This is a genomic window from Ruegeria sp. CL7, from assembly GCF_056536445.1.
In genome coordinates this window covers 270,553-287,527 of sequence record NZ_JBQFPQ010000004.1, presented here as the reverse complement: position 1 = coordinate 287,527, position 16,975 = coordinate 270,553, and the positions used below count along the sequence as shown (strand labels likewise).

The following is a 16,975-nucleotide window of genomic DNA, read 5'->3' as shown; positions in this document are numbered from 1 at the left end:
GGAAGACGGCCTGCGCTTCGCCATCCGCGAAGGCGGCCGCACCGTCGGCGCCGGCGTCGTGTCGAAAATCATCGAGTAAGTCGGCTTTGCCGACTGGTGGGCCGCAGTTGCTCTGAAAGAGCAATGAGAGCCCACACCGTCGAACCAAAGAAGGCCGCTCCACACCGGGGCGGCCTTTTTTATTTTGTGTGAAGACCTTGGCTATTTACAAATATTAACCAATTCTTCCAGCGCTTCTAACAGAGGTGAATTGTTATCTGCTGAATTGTAGTGTTCGGCGTGTGAGCTACCCAAATCACTTGTGCAATGCGTTTCATTGCATTCGATGGCTGTCTCCCGAATGAGCTGGCCAGCAGGCTGAAGAGCTTCATCGTTGTTGTAGGTTTCCATGAACGCAATCGAGTAGTTTTCTGCATTGTCACCCCCACCACTAAATACAACGTAATGGTCATCCGCTCTCAGGATGCGGAGGTCTACAATCGGAGTTTTCAAATAGGTTCCCTGATGCAAGATACCGTTTTGATCTGAAGTTTCCGTGCCGATCAAAAATATACATTTCTGTGGAAAGGAGATCTGCTGGGTTTTCTTTCGTCCGGCTGCCTGCGGCTGTGATGTCAAAGACATCTTGGCGATTTTGTGAGTCAGGCTCTCATAGTCGGTTTCGCCAGCTAAAACCGCGCGACAAGCTACGATGATTAGAATGGAGGCACCTAATAGGTGTTTCATATTGTTTCCTTCGAATGACGCTAGTCGACGGTTGGTATAATCCTTAAGGAGAAATCCCAATACCGAAAGCAACTTTAACGCGCGATGATTCCGTTTGCAGAGCATGGATTCCCCCTTGCCAAACCCCGCCAACCCCACTTTACGCGCGTTCTCAACAAGAACGTCACGGTGGGGTGATCCCAGCTTTTGAGGCGTGACGTGGATTGGCGATGCGCGTCTGTCCTCCTCCCTGCTGCGACGTCAAGGAAACGGGCAGAGCGTCTCATGTGGGCGCGGTCCGCACGGACTGAAGCCCTTACTTGACAAGGGCTGTGATCCATACCGGCGGCTGACGGTCTTGCCGTCAGCCGCTGGTGATTGCAAATCAGGACAGTGCTGATTCAGCCGCCGCCCGGACAGCGCGGATGTTGTTTCCGTAGACCTGTGGGGTTGAAACCGAACCGCCTTTGAATACAGCCGAACCGGCCACCAGCACATCCGCACCCGCCGCTGCCACCAGCGGGGCGGTATTCGGGTCGACGCCACCGTCAATCTCGATATGCACTGGACGATCACCGATCATCTGACGCAGTTTTTTAACCTTGCCAGTCATGTCGATGAATTTCTGGCCCCCAAAGCCGGGGTTCACGGTCATCACGCAAACCAGATCCGTGAGGTCCAGCAGATGCTCGACCGCTTCGGCAGGGGTGCCGGGGTTCAGGGCAACGCCGGCTTTCATTCCGGCGCCGCGAATGGCCTGCAAGGTGCGATGGGTATGTGGGCCAGCCTCGATATGTGCGGTCAGAATGTCCGCTCCGGCATCGGCATAGGCCTGGATGTAGGGATCGACCGGCGTGATCATCAGGTGAACGTCCATCACCGTTTTCACATGCGGGCGAAAGGCTTTCACGGCCGGAGGGCCAAAGGTCAGGTTTGGAACGAAATGGCCATCCATCACGTCAACATGAACCCAGTCGGCGCCCTGCGCTTCGATGGCCTGAATTTCCTGCCCAAAATTGGCGAAATCGGCGGACAGGATAGACGGCGCGATCTTGATGGTGCGGTCAAAGCTCATGGTGGCCTCGTATCAGCTGAAGAGTCGCGGATGCGTATACCCCTGAGCCGGTGGGATGGATAGCCCCCGCAAACGCTGTGCCGCCACAAAACTCTTACCGCGTAGCATCTGACCCAATGGGTTGAGGCCTCGGCCCGGAGGTCGGATGCGGCTGAGAATCCTAGTTCGCTGATGCCTCGTTCAGGGTCAGCGTTACACGCTCACCCGCGAAAACCGTGCGGCCGTACTCGACTGGCCGTCCATCCGGGTCGGCATTGACGCCGACCGAAAAGAGAACAGGAGCACCTTCAGACAATTGAAGTTGCAGCGCCTGCGTTGCGGTTGCCCCGCGCGCGGTCAGGCGAGTCGAGACGCGGACGTAATCCTTGACGCCGCAGGCTTGCAGCGCTTTGGTGACGGATTGGGTTTCGGTCAATGTCTGCAAGATATCCGGAAACCGTTCCGCGGGGAAAACGCTTTGAAACAGGGCTATTGGCTGCCCGTCCGCCAGGGATAATCCGTCATAGACGTGCACTGGATCACCCTTGTTAAGGCCCAGAGCTTCGGCTTCGGCTTCATCGGCGACGCGCGTAGTCAAAGCTAGGATTTTCTTACCCGGTATCTTGCCGCTGGCCGAGATGTTCTTGTGATAGCGCACCCTTTTGCCGATCGGATAATCCGTTGGCCGTGCCGCAACAAAAACGCCCGCACCGCGCCGAGCGTGCACCAGCCCCTGATCAGACATGTCAGCCAAAGCGCGCCGTACCGTGTGGCGGTTGACGCCATAGGTGGCGGCCAGCTGAGTTTCGGTCGGCAGGCGATCTCCGGTTTGATAGCGCCCCTCGGCGATGTCCGAGGTCAGGCGCAGGGCAATACTTTTCCAGATCGGCGTTTTGCTCATTCCACCAAACCTTCAAACGGTCGCAGATTGCGTTTTGACAACCTGTCGGTTAACATTTGTCTAGTTGTATAGTTCATGTAGACAACCTATCCAAGAGGCTTTGATGGCAAACCATACGAAAATCGGGATCAAGGCACGGAAGGAATGGATGGGTCTGCTGGCGCGCGCGCCGGACACTGCCCTAATGGCGCTGTGGGACGGCATTCAGGACTGCCCGAGTTTCGAATGGCTGCGCAGGCCCGAAGTGGGTGGTGTCATGGTGCGTGGCCGCATCGGAGGAACCGGCGCTTTGTTCAACCTGGGTGAAATGACCGTTACGCGCTGCTCGGTCGTGTTGCAGGATGGTACGGTCGGTCACGGATATGTTCAGGGCAGGTCGAAATCCAAAGCAGAAGCGGCGGCATTGATTGATGCGATGATGCAGACGGCCGCTGCTGGTGATTTGCAGGAACGGCTGCTTGATCCGCTGAGGCTGCAAATGCAGTCGATCAAGACAGCGCGCGCCGCAAAGGCAGCGGCCACCAAGGTCGAGTTTTTCACGCTGGCTCGGGGGGAAGACTGATGCCTGTTCAAATGCGGTACTCGGGGGGCTTTCAAGACGCACCTGTCGACGCGGCACATGCATTCCGCGCGGCCATGACCGCCATGGCGCGCCCGGGTGAACTCCGCACCCTGACTGGCTGCGCACCACCTGCGCCCTTGTCCGTTGCGGCTGGCACGCTGCTCCTGACGCTTTGCGACGCCGAGACAAACGTTCATCTGGCGGGTGAAGCCGACACCGATGTGGTGCGCGAATGGCTGACCTTTCACACGGGTGCACCGATAGTGGCGGCGGAAGAGGCTGATTTTGCCCTTGGTACGTGGGATGCACTGGCGCCGCTCAACACCTATCGTATCGGGACGCCGGAATACCCGGACCGGTCCGCGACACTTGTTGTGGAATGCAGGCGGCTGGAGCAGAACGGAGCGGTTCTCAGCGGCCCCGGCATCCGGCACACGGCGCGGCTTTCTCTGCCGGATATTCCGGCTCTTCAGAACAATGCGCTGCTTTACCCTTTGGGGTGTGATTTTTTCTTCACCTGCGGTGAGGCGGTCGCGGCCCTGCCGCGTAGCACGCAAATCAGGTCCAGGGGGTAAGCCATGTATGTCGCTGTCAAAGGGGGCGAAAAAGCCATCGAAAACGCCCATGCGTGGCTTGCCGAAGAACGCCGCGGTGCGACAGATGTCGCGGAACTGAGCTTCGCGCAGATCCGTGAACAGTTGGGCCTTGCGGTGAACCGGGTCATGGCCGAGGGGTCGTTATACGATCCCGACCTTGCTGCGCTGGCAATCAAACAGGCGCGCGGCGATCTGATCGAGGCGATTTTCCTCGTCCGCGCTTACCGCACGACCCTGCCTCGTTTCGGCTATTCCAACCCCGTCAAAACCGGCGACATGGCCTGTGATCGCCGGATCTCGGCCACGTTCAAAGATGCCCCCGGTGGTCAGGTTCTGGGGCCAACCTTCGACTACACCCACCGATTGCTGGACTTCAAGCTGGCGGCCGAGAGCGAAGTTCCAAAGGCGCCTGAAGGCCCTGTGCGGCTGGAATCAACGCCACATGTTACCGCATTCCTGAAGGATGAGGGTATCATTCAGGATGAACCGGCCCGCGATGACGTTCCGGGCGATCTGACCCGTGAACCGATGGAGTTCCCGTCCACCCGCCCGGTGCGCCTTCAGTCGCTGACCCGTGGGGACGAGGGATTTGTGCTGGGCATGGCTTATTCGACCCAGCGCGGTTACGCCCGCAACCACGCCTTTGTCGGAGAATTGCGTATCGGCAAGGTCGTGGTTGAGCTGGACATCCCCGAGCTGGGCTTTGCCATCGATATCGGCGAGGTCGAGCTGACCGAATGTGAGACGGTGAACCAGTTCACCGGTTCGAAAACGGAACCGCCACAGTTCACGCGGGGCTATGGGCTGGTCTTTGGCCAGTCTGAACGAAAGTCCATCGCGATGGCGCTGGTCGATCGGGCCTTGCGGTGGGAAGAGTTGGGTGAAGACAACGTGGGCGCGCCCGCGCAGGATGAAGAATTTGTTCTGAGCCATGCGGACAACATTCAGGCTACCGGCTTTCTCGAACATATCAAGCTGCCGCATTATGTCGATTTCCAGTCCGAGATGGAACTGGTCCGCAAACTGCGCCGAAAGGCCCAAGAGCGCATGTCAGAGGAGGCCATGGAATGAAAGACGTCGTTTTTGATATCGGAAACGTTCTGGTCAAGTGGGATCCGCATCTGGCATGGCTGGAGGAGATGGGTAGCCGCGAGGCGGTGGCAGAGTTCCTGACGCGCATCAATTTCCCCGAACGCAACCTGCGGGCCGATGGAGGAGAGATGTTCGCCGATCTGGCCGCTGAACTGGAAAATGCGGAAGATCGGCAGCGCCTCAGTGTTTACGTTGAACGTTATGCCAGAACCGTTCCGCAAAAGATCGAGGGAAGCTGGCGCCTGCTTTACCGCCTGAAAGAGAAAGGCACTCCGGTTCACGCGATCACCAATTGGTCAGCGGAAACCTGGCCTGTCGGCGTGGGGGCACATCCCGAATTGGGCGAAGTGTTTGGTGTCACCGTCGTGTCGGGGCAGGAGAAGCTTTTGAAGCCTCAGCCAGAGATTTTCCATCTGTTGTGCAAGCGGGCCGGGCTTTCACCCGAGAACTGCATTTTCATCGATGACGGGCTGCACAATGTCGAAGGCGCGCGTGCGGTGGGCATGGATGGGATCCACTTCACCGCGCCGCACGCGCTTGAACGCGCTCTTGCAGAAAGAGGCTGCTTATGAGCGCGTACAACTTCGCCTATCTGGACGAACAAACCAAGCGGATGATCCGGCGGGCGATCCTCAAGGGTCTGGCCATACCGGGGTATCAGGTGCCGTTTGCCAGCCGCGAGATGCCGATGCCCTATGGCTGGGGTACCGGGGGCGTACAGGTTTCAGCCGCGACGTTGACGCCCGAGGATACGTTCAAGGTGATCGATCAGGGCGCAGACGACACGACCAACGCCGTATCCATCCGCAAGTTCTTTGAAAACACCGCAGGCGTCGCCACCACGGAAAAGACGGAACAGGCCACAATCATTCAGACCCGCCACCGGATCCCCGAAGCAAAACTGCGCGAAGACCAGATCATCGTTTATCAGGTGCCGATTCCGGAACCTCTGCGCTTTTTGGAACCGCGCGAGACTGAGACGCGCAAGATGCACAGTCTTGAGGAATACGGGCTGATGCATGTGAAACTGTACGAGGATATCAGCCAGCACGGGGCGATTTCGACCGCTTATGCCTATCCGGTGAACGTGGCTGGACGCTATGTCATGGACCCGTCCCCGATTCCGAAATTCGACAATCCAAAGCTTGAGATGGACGCGATCCAGGTGTTTGGAGCCGGGCGCGAGCAGCGTATTTATGCGGTGCCTCCGCATACCAAAGTCGTGAGCCTCGATTTCGAGGATTATCCGTTCGAGGCCACCAAGGCCGATCATTCCTGCGATCTGTGCGGGGCCGAAGACAGCTATCTGGACGAGGTTATCATGGATGACGCGGGCAACCGGATGTTTGTCTGTTCTGACACGGATTACTGCCGGTCAAGGCGTGAGGCGGGGCATGCAGGCCAATTGGCCGGAAAGAACGCGCAATGACCCCTCTGTTGCAAGTCAAAGGCATTGAAAAAAGCTATGGCCGCTGGATCGGATGCGCGGATGTGAATTTTGATCTCTTCCCCGGAGAAGTAATGGGAATCGTTGGTGAAAGTGGGTCGGGCAAGTCGACCTTGCTCAACTGTATGGCCGGCCTTCTGAAGCCGGATGCCGGGCAGGTGATCTTTGATACCCGTGCAGACGGCCCGGTCGATACGGTCACAATGTCCGAGCCAGAGCGCCGGATGCTGAGCCGCACCGATTGGGCCTTTGTCCATCAACATGCGCGCGACGGGTTGCGGATGTCTGTCAGCGCCGGAGGCAACATTGGCGAGCGGCTGATGGCCGTCGGCGGACGCCACTATGGCAGCATTCGGGGCAAGGCCATTGACTGGTTGGGCCGGGTCGAGATTGACGAGAGCCGCGTCGATGACCGCCCAAGCGCGTTTTCGGGCGGGATGCAGCAGCGTTTGCAGATCGCGCGCAATCTGGTGACAGGTCCTCGGCTGGTGTTCATGGACGAACCGACCGGTGGTCTGGATGTGTCGGTACAGGCGCGTTTACTGGATTTGTTGCGCGGACTTGTGCGTGAGATGAGGTTGAGTGCGATCATCGTCACCCATGATCTTGCCGTGGTGCGTCTGCTGGCGGATCGGTTGATGGTGATGAAAAGCGGTCGCGTGGTCGAGGCCGGGCTGACGGATCAGGTACTGGACGACCCGCAACATGCCTATACGCAGTTGCTGGTGTCCAGCGTTTTGCAGGTTTGAGGCTTTGGGGAAAGATGAAGCGATGATTGAACTTGTCGATGTCAGCAAAAGCTTCACCCTGCACAATCAGGGCGGCGCCGCGATCCCGGTGGTAAAAGGCGCGTCTCTGAAAGTGGAACCGGGTGAGTGCGTCGCCCTGACCGGGCCGTCGGGTGCAGGCAAATCCACGCTGATGCGGGTGATCTACGGCAACTATCTGGCGGCCACTGGTCAGGTGCTGGTCGCAGGGTTGGACGTGGCCCGGGCTGAACCGCGGCAGATCCTGTTGCTGCGTCGTGACACGTTGGGCTATGTCAGCCAGTTCCTGCGGGTCGTTCCTCGGGTGCCGACGCTGGACGTTGTGGCAGAGCCGCTGCTGGCAGCGGGCTGTGACAGGCAAGTGGCAATGGACAGGGCAGCCGGATTGCTGAAACGGCTGAATATTCCCGAACGTCTGTGGACCCTCAGCCCGACGACTTTCTCGGGCGGCGAAAAGCAGAGAGTGAACATTGCGCGGGGCTTTGCGCATGAATATCCGGCAATGCTGTTGGATGAACCGACCGCAAGCTTGGATGCGCAGAACCGGGAAACGGTTTTGTCCCTGATCGAAGAGACAAAGAACAAGGGCGTGACGATTGTCGGGATTTTTCACGATCTCGACGCACGCGAACGGGTCTGCGATCGCGAGGTCGATGTCTCGGACTTCACGCCGGGGATGGCTGCATGACGCTTGCTCCGATCATAGCGGTCGTGGGTCCTTCGGGGGTCGGAAAGGACAGCGTAATGAACGCGTTGGTGGTCCGGGCGCCGGGTGTTCAGCGGCAGCGGCGGGTGATTACCCGTCCCGAAGGCGAAGACGGCGAAGATTTCGACCGGGTCTCGGTCGATACATTTCAGCGAATGGAACGGGTTGGTGCGTTTGCGCTGAGTTGGCATGCGCATGGGCTATATTACGGTGTGCCAAAGACGATCACGCGGCAGCGGCAGGTGGCCGTGGCCGTTCTGGTCAACCTGTCACGAACGGTGTTGCTTGAGGCGCAGGAGGTGTTTGGTGATCTGATCGTGATTTCCCTGACGGCCAAGCCCGAGGTTCTGTCCGAACGCTTGTCCTTAAGAGGGCGGGAAAGCAAGGCGGAACAGACGCGGCGTCTGGACCGGGCCCAAACGTCTTTGCCCAACGGTTTGAATCAGGTCCTGGAATTCGACAACTCCGGTGCGATGGAAGATACGGTTGCCGAAATCCTGTCGCACCTTCAACCGGAAAGCCCGTAGCGATGGATAAGGTAGAAGCGCCCGTCCTCAGCCTCGCCCGTAAGGGCCAGATCCGTGATCTGGAAGGGCTGCGGCAGCAGTGGGACCAGATCGGTTTGCAGCGCGTTCCGAGTTGCTCTCAGGGTTGGTTTGTCCAGCTTGCCGCTCAGGGTGATGTGAAAGCGGAACGCGTCCAGTACGTAAGGATAGCCCCACTGAACCAGGTTGGCGTCTTGCTCTGGGGTCAACCCGGCGGCGCGACGGCGGGCCAGTTCGGCCTTGGAGGTAGGCGCACGAAAGCTGTCCAGTTCCCGAACACAGGCCGCGGCAAGCGCATTCAGTGCCCGCGTCTCACCCAACGGACGCAGGGTCAGAAAGCGCCCAAACCGGGCGATCTCGAGGCCATCCAGCGACACAGGTGGTTGGCGGGAGGCGAGCGAGCTGCACGCCTCTTGCAGGGCTTCGAACGTTTTGCCGTCGCGCAGTCTGAACGGTGGCTTCAGTGTCGCGTGCAGCCCGTACTTGCGCGGTACTTCCGTGACAGCGGCAACGTCGATGCCTTCGACAATCGGATGGGCAACCGGCTTTCCCGCCTCCATGTCCCAACCCAGCCAACTGGTTGCAAATTTCGCCCATTCCTTTCCCGCAGGCGGCGCAAAATAGATCGCGTATCGCGTGAATGTCATGTCGGCCTCCTCTTGCGTGGCCTTCCTCGGTCTCAACATGCGTGAAGTTCAGATGACAGAAGAGTTGATCCTTGCCAATGCCACGCTTGTATTGCCGAATGAAACCGTAACCGGCAGTGTCCGGATTGTGGGTGAGGCCATCGCTGAAATCGACACCGGAAACGGGGTTCCCGCGGGCGCGATAGATTGCGAAGGCGACTATGTCAGCCCCGGCCTTGTCGAGTTGCACACGGACAACCTTGAACGTCACATTCAACCGCGCCCACAGGTGAACTGGCCCCATGCCGCCGCAATTCTTGCGCATGATGCGGAATTGGCCGGCGCCGGGATCACGACAGTGTTCGATGCCATGCGGGTTGGATCGATCCCGTCGGGCGCCCGGCGGTATGGGAAATACGCCCGCGGCCTGTCGCAGGAGTTGTGGGATCTGCACGAACAGGATGCGCTGAAGATCAGCCACTTTCTGCACTTGCGGGCCGAGGTGTGTTCGGAAACTCTGGTTGAAGAGCTGAGCGAATTTGGACCGGAAGACAGGGTTGGCATTGTGTCCATAATGGATCACACACCCGGTCAGCGTCAGTTTCGCGATATGGGCAAGCTGGAGACCTTTCTGAAGGGCAAATATGCCATGGATGATGACACGTTCTTTCAGCACGTGGCGCAATTGAAAGGGCTTCGAGATCGCAATGGCGTACTGCACGAGGTCGAAGCTGTCAAAGCTGCCCGCCGTTTCGGAGCAGTATTGGCCAGCCATGACGACACGACTGAAGATCAGGTGAAAGTGTCCGTAGGTCACGGCATCCGTCTGGCCGAGTTCCCCACAACCGTCGAAGCGGCACGCGCCTGCCACAAGAACGACATTCGGGTCATGATGGGCGCGCCGAACATAATCCGCGGGGGGTCGCATTCAGGCAATGTTGCTGCCTACGAGCTGGCTCAGCTTGGGTATCTGGACATCCTGTCTTCGGATTATGTGCCGTCGGCCTTGTTGCTGTCGGCGGTTAGGCTGGGCGAGATTTGGGGCGACCTGGCGCGGGGGATGAAGACGGTTACGCTGGCACCGGCTCGGGCCGCAGGGTTGGAGGAGCGGGGCGAGTTGCGCGTCGACGCCCGCGCCGATGTCATCCGCTTCCGGATGCGCGCGGGTGTACCCGTCCCGAGTTCGGTTTGGGCGCGCGGTCGACGCGTGGCGTGATCAGGCCGTGTAGAACAGGTAACGGTCCGGGGCGATTGTCTTGGGCCCCTGGATCTGGGCAAAGCCGACCAGGGGCTGACCTGAAATCAACAACCCGCCGGGCTGCATGACTTTTGCGATCAGCGGGCTGAGACGCTTTGCTTCGGCGACGTCCTCGTGCTTGATGCCGCGTCCGAAATCGTAATGCGCCAGCGCGATTCTATGCCCGTCGACCGCCAGTCTGAGCAGCATCGGTTCGGCCTCACCTTGCAGGAAATCCTCGGCCGGGGGGGTGCTGTCCGGATGGCATTGCAGGATCCGGTCCATCACCCAGATCCGGCGCTCTGGCAGGATTTCACGCAGGTGGTCATAGGTGCGGCCATTGCCCAGGCCCATATCCAGCACATCCCCCGGCTGGCCGCTGATCCGCTCGGCCGCCCAGTTCAATCCGTCGCGTTGGGCCGTCAGTCGGCGCAGCATGGAATCCAATCGGCTCATGGTGATGTCCTCATTCGTTCTCTGGCGCGACCCGGGCTGTGGCGGGCCCGCTCAGCAGTTTGCTCAGAAGGGCCTCGGTAAAGGTCCAGATGTCCTGATCATGGACCAGATGATGGGTCAATATGCCAAAGGGCTCGGTGTTGTCTGAACGGCCTTCGCGTCGGTCTCGCAGAAGACCAGCAGTCTGCGCGATCAGGGCGTCGGCTGAGATCAAGCCACGCGACCCGCGCCAGTCGATCGGATCAAGGTGGGTATTGATCTGCTCAAGACCCGGGGCGGCCAGGCATGATTTTCGGGGCGTTGCGGTGGACAGGATGCGGTATCCCAGCTTTGGCAACTGTTTGGCCATTTCGGGTGCAATGCGATTCCAGGGGGGCACGAACATTTGTCGCATATTGTCACCAAACAGGGACCGAAGACGCACCATCCCGGCCTCCGCATCCGTCACCATCATGTCCAGCGGACGGTCGAGCCGAAACTCGGCCTTCTTCTCGCCGCGAGGTGCATGGTTTGTATGCGCCCACCCGTGTACGACCGGAACAAGAGACGCGCGCGCGGCGACGTATTCCGCCAGCGCGGGCGTCGCGTCGCGTGGAATGACGGCCAGATGCACGGGCAGGCCCAGTTTGTCGGCCAGCTCGGAAAGGCGGTCCAATTGCGGTGTTGGCGCGATGGCATCATCATCGCGCCACCACAAAGGCAAGAGCAAGCTTTCGGCACGCCAATGATTCAACTCGACGTCAAGTGGGCGCCAGTCGGGGTTCATGTGCGCTGCTCCAGCAGGCGCTTGGCGATGTGGACGGATTGGATGGCCCCGTCAAAACCGAAATCCTGTTGTGCACGGGGGCCGTCGGCCACGACACGCTCCACCGCCCGAGCCAATGTCGCCCCGCTCAATGCTCGGCTTTCCAGAACTTCGATTGCGGGCAGATCGGACAGGCTCTGCCCGCGCAGCCCTTGTTCCACCTCTTTGCCGTCGTCGAAAGGTACAAACACGGCGGGGGTGCCACTTTGAAGGATATCCATGGCAGTGTTGTAGCCGCACATGCTTACCGATGCCGCTGCAAGGGGCAGCATCTGGCGGAAATCCGGCCGCACAGATTCCAGAACAACCAAAGCACCTTCGGCCATCCGGGACAATTCCGCGATCCGCGCCTTTGCATCCGTTCCACCGACCAGCAGGCGCCAGCGCCTGTTGGGCATCTTTCGGGCGGCCTCGATGGCCGCGCGAAAGATCGGTTGCCCGACTGATCCGCCGCCAGCGCTGACCAGGATTTCATCCTGGCCCGCTGCGTCGGGGTGAGGTTGGGGCAATGCAGGCGCCACAAAGCCGGTGTAGTGAAGTCGCTTGGCCAATCGGTCCGACACCGGCCAGCTGACCGACAGGGGTGTAACGCTTTCGGTGGAATGCACCAGAATGCCGTCATAATGTCGAGACACGATTTCATCCGCGCGCTCGGCCTTGGCGGGTTTGGAGGGCGGAGCCAGAATGTCGCGGACCGATCCGAGAATGACGGGACGCTCAGGCAACGCGCTTGCCGCATTCAAGGCCGCATCGAACTCGGCCGACAGTGATCGGCGACCAAAGGGGTAAAGCTCGGTGATCAGGATCTGCGGCTGGAAGCTGTTCACCGCCTGCACCAGGGCGGCCTCGCGCGTGGCGTGATAGGCCGCGTCAGCCTCGTCGCCGCTTTCGGTCAGCAAACGGGTGAAGTTGGTTCCGTCTGACCTGAGCGGCGGCAAGCCGAACAGGGTCATGCCCGTGCTGTCCAATTGCGGCGCGGGCATGCCACCCGTCACGACCATGACGTCGTGGCCATCATCCCGAAAGGCCCGCCCCAATGTCAGCGCCCGGCTGAGATGCCCGGTGCCCAACAGGTGCGTGACGATGATCATCACCTTCATTGCGGGGCCTCGTATTTGATCAGGCGAACAGGGTCGGCGTCGGCGGTCATGGTCTTCATGTCGACGATATACAGCCGATTGCGTTTGATCTTAAAGGGGGCAGGTCCTTCGAAATTCCAACCCCATGCCCAAGCCAGAATGACCCGCATAATACCGATATGACAGACCGCGACCGTATCCTGCCGCAGCGCGGACAGCCAGGGGCGAAGCCTGTCCCGAACCTCGGCCGGGCTTTCTCCGTTTGGTGGGCGGAAATCCCAGCCCCAATGCTCGATATGACGATATCCGCTGGATGCGTCCGCGATCAGGTCGACCCCGCGCTGACCTTCCCAATCGCCCCAGTTCATCTCGGTCAACGCGTCCGAGGTGTTCGGGTCGCGACCGGTCACGATTTGCGCCGTCTCACTGGCGCGGTGCAGGGGGCTGGACCAGATGTCAGCCTTGGCCCAGTCCTGCGGCAATCCATAGCCCGCCAATTCGGCTCGGGCGTCATCGTCCAGCGGTATGTCGCTGCGCCCCTGGATCCGTCCCGCGCGGTTCCAATGGGTGTGCCCGTGGCGGAGCAGTGCAAGCCGGGTCATGATACGTCCTTCAGCAGGGGTCGGAGGGTTGCCCACAAGCGCTCGGTCGCCTGTGGCATCAGGTGGCGCTCTGCCACGTAGTTGCGTGCCGCAGCGCCCAGAGTGTGGCGCAGCGTGGAATCCGACAAAAGGGCCTGCATGCCATCCGCAAATCCCCTGGCGCCGCTTTCGACGGATGGATAGGCCGCCGGGGATAGAACATCGCGTACACCGGGCCGATCCTGAGCGACCACAGGCAATCCCGCAACCTGCGCCTCGAGGTAAATCATGCCGTAAGCCTCATTCACTCCGGGCCATGCGAGCAGAGATGATTGTTGATAGACGCGTTGCAGTTCTTCCCGGTCAAGCTGACCCAAAAAACGCACCCGCTGTCCGAACGGCGCCATCAGCGCCTCAACCTGCCTGCGCGCCGGGCCGTCTCCTGCGATGTTCAGGTGCCAGTCCCCGGTCAAATGCGCCAGGGCCTCGGACAATATCTGATAGGACGCCAGCTTGTCCCCATGCCGCATCATGCCGACGGTCAGCATGGGTACGCCACCTTTGGCGGCCGGAGGCAGTTCCGAGATGGGAAGGAACGGAGGCAATTCGACCAAAGCCTGATCGCCAAAGCGATCCCGCTGCAAAGTGATCAGGTCGTTGGCCGTATGATAAAAGATCACATCCGCTGCATCGCAGGCCTGATGCGCCGCCTTGGCGAACTTAGCCCACGGTCCGTTTAACCGACTGGATGCGCGGGTGCTTTCCAGTTGCACATAGGGAATGCCGCGCGCCTTGCAAACCCGAGGGCCCAGCAGGTCAGGTGCCTTGTAATAGTTGTGGTAGGTCACCCACAAATCGGTATCTGAAGGCATGTCAGAGACAAGTCGCTTCGCTTCATCTTCTGCCGCGCGCCTCAGGGCTTGTTGCAGGTCTTCGTCGCCGCTTTTGTCATAAATGCGCAAGTCGGTCGCCAGATCGACCGTATCACCCTCGGCGGTCAGCGCCTGCATCAGGTTCCGGGCCATTTCACGGTCGCCCGAAGGTTTCGGGCTGTCAGGAGATTTCATCGGGGCATAAAACGCGACCCGCGCCATTAGGCGTTTTCCATGCACATGGAGTTGAGTCGTTCCGACAGCCGTGCGATGCCGGGAGCCATCCGGAACTCAGCGATCAGGCGGTCATAGGCCGCATGCGCCATCTGTGACGCTTGCTGCGGATTGGCTGACAAACGTTCGACGGCTTCCGCAAGTGCAGATGGGGCGTCATCGGACAAAACCCCATGTGTTCCGGTTTCGATAAACTCGGGGATCGCCGAGACCGGTGTCGACAGGATTGGCAACAACTGAGACGCGGCCTCCATCAGCACATTCGGCAACCCGTCGCGGTCTCCGTCCTTCGCGATACGGCTGGGCAGAACGAACAGGTCGGCATCACGCATTGCTGCGATGACCTCGGGCTGGTCGCAAGCCCCTTTCCAAGTGATCCGGTTCGCAATGCCGGCTGCGTTCGCCTGTGCCCTCAAAACGTCATCCAATGCGCCGCCGCCGATATGGGTCCAGTGCCAGTTCAGGTCATCGGGCAGCAATGCGAAAGCCGCGATCAGACGATCGAAGCCTTTTTTCTCGACCAGCCGCCCGACAGAAATCATGTGAAAAGGATCATTCACAGCACGCAGCTGTCGCGTTGGGGGCTTGGGAAAGCGAGACAGGTCCAAACCGTGATAGATCAGGTCCACGCGCTTGGGGTCATCGGCCAGGCTGCGCAGATGTTCCGCTCCGATGGCTGTGCAGGTGGCGCCAAACGTGGCCCCGTAGGAGGCGGCTTGCAGCTTTTCACGTTTTTCCCAATCCGGCGACGTCCAGATATCCTTGGCATGAGCCGAAAAACTCCACGGCAATGCGCGCATGATGGCGGCGTAACGGGCAACGGATGACGGCGTGTGCATGAAATGAGCGTACAACCCTTGCGTCCGGGCAGGCAATTCTGCGGCCAGAACGCAGGCTTGCCCAAACCGTCGGATGCGATTGGGCGTCGGGTCGCGCTTCAAGTCCTGACGCCAGGTCCGATAGGCCCTGTCGTAACCGGGAAGCGTTTGGGCCAGGGCCCGTGCCGCCCAGACCCGTTTGGGTTCATCATGAAGATACTCGGGCAGGTATCGGACCTGTCCTGTGAACCGGTCATGCAAGGGATGGCGTTTCGTATCGGTCGGGTGCCGCAAAGACCAGATGTCAAAGCGATGCCCGGCCTCCTGCAAGGCGACAAGTTCCTGCGCAATGAACGTTTCGGACAGTCGTGGCCAACCTTTGACCACAACCGCCAATCGAGGAGAATCTGAGGTCATCCGGTGGCTCGTTCCTGTTCCCAGGTCAGCAGGCTTTCAATGCGGTCGGTGACATAATCCAGCCCGTCCAGCAATCCGCTTTGTATCGCCTGCGACGGCAGGGACTGGTGCGGCAATTCCCGAATGGCGCGGATCATCGCGTCCGGCGTCAGGCCATCCCGGTTTTCATCCAGCATTCGGACAAGGCCCAGCCCTTCTGCGCGCGAGGCCCGTATCCACTGTTCCAGACGGGGCGTGGTGCGCGGGACAATGACAGCGCGTTTGTCAAAGGAAAGAACCTCGCAGAACGTGTTGTAGCCGCCCATGCAGACGACGCCTTCGGCCCCTGCAAACAGCGTTTCGATCTGGGATTCGAACCCAACGGCAGTGACGCGGCCGTTCAACGCGGCAACGCGGGTTTCGAAATCTTCGCGCAACTCACCGGACAGAAAGGGGCCATAGACCAAAACCGCGCGCGGCGACAGATCCGGGTCTTTTTCATATGCGGACAGGACGAGGTTGACCATCGCCTTGCCGTCGCCGCCACCGCCGGGCGTGATCAGGATGTAGGGTTGTTGCGGAGGCTCGCCGACCGGACCAAGATCGCGGCGCAGATATCCCGTCCAGTGGATGCGGGACTGCGCCGAAGCGCTCAGCGGCAACCCCTGCGTCGGGTCATAAATCGACTGCAAGCCGTAAACCCAGATTTCGTGATAAAACCGTTCGGTGGCTTCAACGGCTTCCTTGCGCGCCCACTCGGCGGCCAGGACTTCGGGTTCATCCAGAACATCGCGCAACCCAAGCACCATTTTTGTTCCGCAGTTCTTTTGCAGATGGTTCAGTGTCGGTAGCAGCTCACCCCGAAACCCCGTCGGTTCCTTGTCTACGATCAACACGTCAGGGTCGAACTGCTGAACGGCGGTTTGAATAAGACCTGACCGCAACTCGGTCACTTCTTCGATGCCCATCCCGATCGTGCGTGCAGCATAAGACCCGTCTGCGCGTTTGGTGACACCGGGCAGGCGCACGTGGTCAACGCGACGGGGAAAGGTAAACCGTCCGGCCACGGGTGATCCCGTCAGGATCAGCGCGGATGCGCTTTGGTCCGCCTGCGTGATCGCGGCCGCCAAAGCCCGAGACCGGCGAAGATGGCCCAGCCCGAACGTATCGTGACTGTAAAACAGGATACGCGGTGCGCGGCCCGGTTTGGAATTGGTTTTGCCTAGGCTCATAGTGTTGCCTGTCTTCTTGATCCCGGTTCGAAATCCGCGCGTTTGCAAGCGTTACTGTATATATCCCCGTCGCGCTTGCCAAAGGAGGAATTGCTCTTCAGCAAATGTTCCAAGCATTGCGATTTGGCAACAGCATATTGACGGTTTCGCGTCATGTCGCACCAAAGCTTGAGAGGGATCGCAAAAGAACCGATGAACTGGCAAAGGGGCAGGGCCTTCAACTGCCGTTCATATTCAATTTTCGCCAGATTGAAAACATCCGGA

Annotated in this window: 21 protein-coding genes; 10 read left to right on the top strand and 11 right to left on the bottom strand. The window is 59.8% G+C overall.

Features of this window, described 5'->3' with window-relative positions; genetic code table 11:
• On the top strand, window positions 1-79 hold a 79-nt coding region (locus tag ACR0LI_RS13325), incomplete at its 5' end, for an EF-Tu C-terminal domain-related protein (protein WP_371832347.1).
• Between the two features lie 122 nt (window positions 80-201).
• On the opposite strand, the gene ACR0LI_RS13320 is transcribed toward ACR0LI_RS13325, so the two are convergent.
• The 3 genes from ACR0LI_RS13320 to phnF all read right to left on the bottom strand — a co-directional run bounded on the left by ACR0LI_RS13320 (window position 202) and on the right by phnF (window position 2,660).
• Window positions 202-726 carry a hypothetical protein gene (locus ACR0LI_RS13320; RefSeq protein WP_480718659.1) on the bottom strand — a complete coding sequence of 175 codons (525 nt, stop codon included), beginning with the start codon at window positions 724-726 and terminating at the stop codon, window positions 202-204.
• Window positions 727-1,090: 364 nt separating this feature from the next.
• On the bottom strand, window positions 1,091-1,780 hold the full coding sequence (gene rpe / locus ACR0LI_RS13315; protein WP_171636657.1) for a ribulose-phosphate 3-epimerase: 690 nt from the start codon (window positions 1,778-1,780) through the stop codon (window positions 1,091-1,093).
• Between the two features lie 160 nt (window positions 1,781-1,940).
• Window positions 1,941-2,660 (bottom strand): phosphonate metabolism transcriptional regulator PhnF, encoded by a 720-nt coding sequence (phnF, locus tag ACR0LI_RS13310; protein ID WP_480718658.1) that lies wholly within the window; start codon window positions 2,658-2,660, stop codon window positions 1,941-1,943.
• 103 nt (window positions 2,661-2,763) lie between these two features.
• Here phnF and phnG point away from each other — a divergent pair, with 103 nt between their 5' ends.
• The 8 genes from phnG to ACR0LI_RS13270 are packed head-to-tail and all read left to right on the top strand — an operon-like array spanning window position 2,764 to window position 8,357.
• The gene (gene phnG, locus ACR0LI_RS13305; RefSeq protein WP_480718657.1) at window positions 2,764-3,222 is read left to right on the top strand and encodes a phosphonate C-P lyase system protein PhnG; all 459 of its coding nucleotides are present in this window, start codon (window positions 2,764-2,766) and stop codon (window positions 3,220-3,222) included.
• Entirely contained in the window at window positions 3,222-3,797 is a 576-nt protein-coding gene (phnH, locus tag ACR0LI_RS13300) for a phosphonate C-P lyase system protein PhnH (RefSeq protein WP_480491373.1), read from the top strand. Before phnG ends, phnH begins: the two co-directional genes overlap by 1 nt.
• Before the next feature lie 3 nt (window positions 3,798-3,800).
• Window positions 3,801-4,889, top strand: a complete 1,089-nt coding sequence (locus ACR0LI_RS13295; RefSeq protein WP_171724513.1) for a carbon-phosphorus lyase complex subunit — start codon at window positions 3,801-3,803, stop codon at window positions 4,887-4,889.
• Window positions 4,886-5,482, top strand: a complete 597-nt coding sequence (locus ACR0LI_RS13290) for an HAD family hydrolase (RefSeq protein WP_480718656.1) — start codon at window positions 4,886-4,888, stop codon at window positions 5,480-5,482. The genes ACR0LI_RS13295 and ACR0LI_RS13290 overlap by 4 nt, the downstream gene beginning before the upstream one ends.
• Window positions 5,479-6,339: an alpha-D-ribose 1-methylphosphonate 5-phosphate C-P-lyase PhnJ gene (locus tag ACR0LI_RS13285; protein WP_480718655.1), complete on the top strand. Its 861-nt coding sequence runs from the start codon at window positions 5,479-5,481 to the stop codon at window positions 6,337-6,339. Before ACR0LI_RS13290 ends, ACR0LI_RS13285 begins: the two co-directional genes overlap by 4 nt.
• Window positions 6,336-7,106: a phosphonate C-P lyase system protein PhnK gene (gene phnK / locus ACR0LI_RS13280; RefSeq protein ID WP_480718654.1), complete on the top strand. Its 771-nt coding sequence runs from the start codon at window positions 6,336-6,338 to the stop codon at window positions 7,104-7,106. Before ACR0LI_RS13285 ends, phnK begins: the two co-directional genes overlap by 4 nt.
• 22 nt (window positions 7,107-7,128) lie before the next feature.
• On the top strand, window positions 7,129-7,812 hold the full coding sequence (gene phnL / locus ACR0LI_RS13275) for a phosphonate C-P lyase system protein PhnL (RefSeq protein WP_171724510.1): 684 nt from the start codon (window positions 7,129-7,131) through the stop codon (window positions 7,810-7,812).
• A complete protein-coding gene (locus ACR0LI_RS13270; protein ID WP_171724509.1) occupies window positions 7,809-8,357 on the top strand; it encodes a phosphonate metabolism protein/1,5-bisphosphokinase (PRPP-forming) PhnN in 549 nt (182 codons plus the stop codon). The genes phnL and ACR0LI_RS13270 overlap by 4 nt, the downstream gene beginning before the upstream one ends.
• Here the strand turns inward: ACR0LI_RS13270 and ACR0LI_RS13265 are convergent.
• On the bottom strand, window positions 8,339-9,022 hold the full coding sequence (locus ACR0LI_RS13265) for a DUF1045 domain-containing protein (RefSeq protein ID WP_171724508.1): 684 nt from the start codon (window positions 9,020-9,022) through the stop codon (window positions 8,339-8,341). The genes ACR0LI_RS13270 and ACR0LI_RS13265 overlap by 19 nt on opposite strands.
• A 52-nt stretch (window positions 9,023-9,074) precedes the next feature.
• Between ACR0LI_RS13265 and ACR0LI_RS13260 the strand changes: the two genes are divergently transcribed.
• Window positions 9,075-10,217 (top strand): alpha-D-ribose 1-methylphosphonate 5-triphosphate diphosphatase, encoded by a 1,143-nt coding sequence (locus ACR0LI_RS13260; protein ID WP_171636945.1) that lies wholly within the window; start codon window positions 9,075-9,077, stop codon window positions 10,215-10,217.
• On the opposite strand, the gene ACR0LI_RS13255 is transcribed toward ACR0LI_RS13260, so the two are convergent.
• The 7 genes from ACR0LI_RS13255 to ACR0LI_RS13225 are packed head-to-tail and all read right to left on the bottom strand — an operon-like array spanning window position 10,218 to window position 16,711.
• Window positions 10,218-10,694: a class I SAM-dependent methyltransferase gene (locus tag ACR0LI_RS13255; protein WP_480718653.1), complete on the bottom strand. Its 477-nt coding sequence runs from the start codon at window positions 10,692-10,694 to the stop codon at window positions 10,218-10,220.
• A 10-nt stretch (window positions 10,695-10,704) separates the two neighbouring features.
• A complete protein-coding gene (locus tag ACR0LI_RS13250) occupies window positions 10,705-11,460 on the bottom strand; it encodes a polysaccharide deacetylase family protein (RefSeq protein ID WP_480718652.1) in 756 nt (251 codons plus the stop codon).
• A complete protein-coding gene (locus ACR0LI_RS13245; protein WP_480718651.1) occupies window positions 11,457-12,599 on the bottom strand; it encodes a glycosyltransferase family protein in 1,143 nt (380 codons plus the stop codon). Before ACR0LI_RS13245 ends, ACR0LI_RS13250 begins: the two co-directional genes overlap by 4 nt.
• Window positions 12,596-13,180, bottom strand: a complete 585-nt coding sequence (locus tag ACR0LI_RS13240) for a histidine phosphatase family protein (protein ID WP_171636684.1) — start codon at window positions 13,178-13,180, stop codon at window positions 12,596-12,598. Before ACR0LI_RS13240 ends, ACR0LI_RS13245 begins: the two co-directional genes overlap by 4 nt.
• Window positions 13,177-14,253: a glycosyltransferase family 4 protein gene (locus ACR0LI_RS13235; RefSeq protein ID WP_480718650.1), complete on the bottom strand. Its 1,077-nt coding sequence runs from the start codon at window positions 14,251-14,253 to the stop codon at window positions 13,177-13,179. The genes ACR0LI_RS13240 and ACR0LI_RS13235 overlap by 4 nt, the downstream gene beginning before the upstream one ends.
• Entirely contained in the window at window positions 14,253-15,500 is a 1,248-nt protein-coding gene (locus tag ACR0LI_RS13230) for a glycosyltransferase family 4 protein (RefSeq protein ID WP_480718649.1), read from the bottom strand. The genes ACR0LI_RS13235 and ACR0LI_RS13230 overlap by 1 nt, the downstream gene beginning before the upstream one ends.
• Entirely contained in the window at window positions 15,497-16,711 is a 1,215-nt protein-coding gene (locus ACR0LI_RS13225) for a glycosyltransferase family protein (RefSeq protein WP_171636690.1), read from the bottom strand. Before ACR0LI_RS13225 ends, ACR0LI_RS13230 begins: the two co-directional genes overlap by 4 nt.
• Window positions 16,712-16,975 lie beyond the last annotated feature (264 nt).

Bases quoted from the DNA above. Each gene is read 5' to 3' on its own strand.
- rpe (WP_171636657.1), bottom strand. From the start codon at position 1,780: ATGAGCTTTGACCGCACCATCAAGATCGCGCCGTCTATCCTGTCCGCC.
- phnL (WP_171724510.1), top strand. From the start codon at position 7,129: ATGATTGAACTTGTCGATGTCAGCAAAAGCTTCACCCTGCACAATCAG.
- ACR0LI_RS13230 (WP_480718649.1), bottom strand. From the start codon at position 15,500: ATGACCTCAGATTCTCCTCGATTGGCGGTTGTGGTCAAAGGTTGGCCA.
- ACR0LI_RS13255 (WP_480718653.1), bottom strand. From the start codon at position 10,694: ATGAGCCGATTGGATTCCATGCTGCGCCGACTGACGGCCCAACGCGAC.
- phnG (WP_480718657.1), top strand. From the start codon at position 2,764: ATGGCAAACCATACGAAAATCGGGATCAAGGCACGGAAGGAATGGATG.
- ACR0LI_RS13295 (WP_171724513.1), top strand. From the start codon at position 3,801: ATGTATGTCGCTGTCAAAGGGGGCGAAAAAGCCATCGAAAACGCCCAT.
- ACR0LI_RS13265 (WP_171724508.1), bottom strand. From the start codon at position 9,022: ATGACATTCACGCGATACGCGATCTATTTTGCGCCGCCTGCGGGAAAG.
- ACR0LI_RS13260 (WP_171636945.1), top strand. From the start codon at position 9,075: ATGACAGAAGAGTTGATCCTTGCCAATGCCACGCTTGTATTGCCGAAT.
- ACR0LI_RS13320 (WP_480718659.1), bottom strand. From the start codon at position 726: ATGAAACACCTATTAGGTGCCTCCATTCTAATCATCGTAGCTTGTCGC.
- ACR0LI_RS13250 (WP_480718652.1), bottom strand. From the start codon at position 11,460: ATGAACCCCGACTGGCGCCCACTTGACGTCGAGTTGAATCATTGGCGT.
- ACR0LI_RS13245 (WP_480718651.1), bottom strand. From the start codon at position 12,599: ATGAAGGTGATGATCATCGTCACGCACCTGTTGGGCACCGGGCATCTC.
- phnF (WP_480718658.1), bottom strand. From the start codon at position 2,660: ATGAGCAAAACGCCGATCTGGAAAAGTATTGCCCTGCGCCTGACCTCG.
- ACR0LI_RS13270 (WP_171724509.1), top strand. From the start codon at position 7,809: ATGACGCTTGCTCCGATCATAGCGGTCGTGGGTCCTTCGGGGGTCGGA.
- ACR0LI_RS13290 (WP_480718656.1), top strand. From the start codon at position 4,886: ATGAAAGACGTCGTTTTTGATATCGGAAACGTTCTGGTCAAGTGGGAT.
- ACR0LI_RS13235 (WP_480718650.1), bottom strand. From the start codon at position 14,253: ATGGCGCGGGTCGCGTTTTATGCCCCGATGAAATCTCCTGACAGCCCG.
- ACR0LI_RS13240 (WP_171636684.1), bottom strand. From the start codon at position 13,180: ATGACCCGGCTTGCACTGCTCCGCCACGGGCACACCCATTGGAACCGC.
- ACR0LI_RS13285 (WP_480718655.1), top strand. From the start codon at position 5,479: ATGAGCGCGTACAACTTCGCCTATCTGGACGAACAAACCAAGCGGATG.
- ACR0LI_RS13225 (WP_171636690.1), bottom strand. From the start codon at position 16,711: ATGAGCCTAGGCAAAACCAATTCCAAACCGGGCCGCGCACCGCGTATC.
- phnH (WP_480491373.1), top strand. From the start codon at position 3,222: ATGCCTGTTCAAATGCGGTACTCGGGGGGCTTTCAAGACGCACCTGTC.
- phnK (WP_480718654.1), top strand. From the start codon at position 6,336: ATGACCCCTCTGTTGCAAGTCAAAGGCATTGAAAAAAGCTATGGCCGC.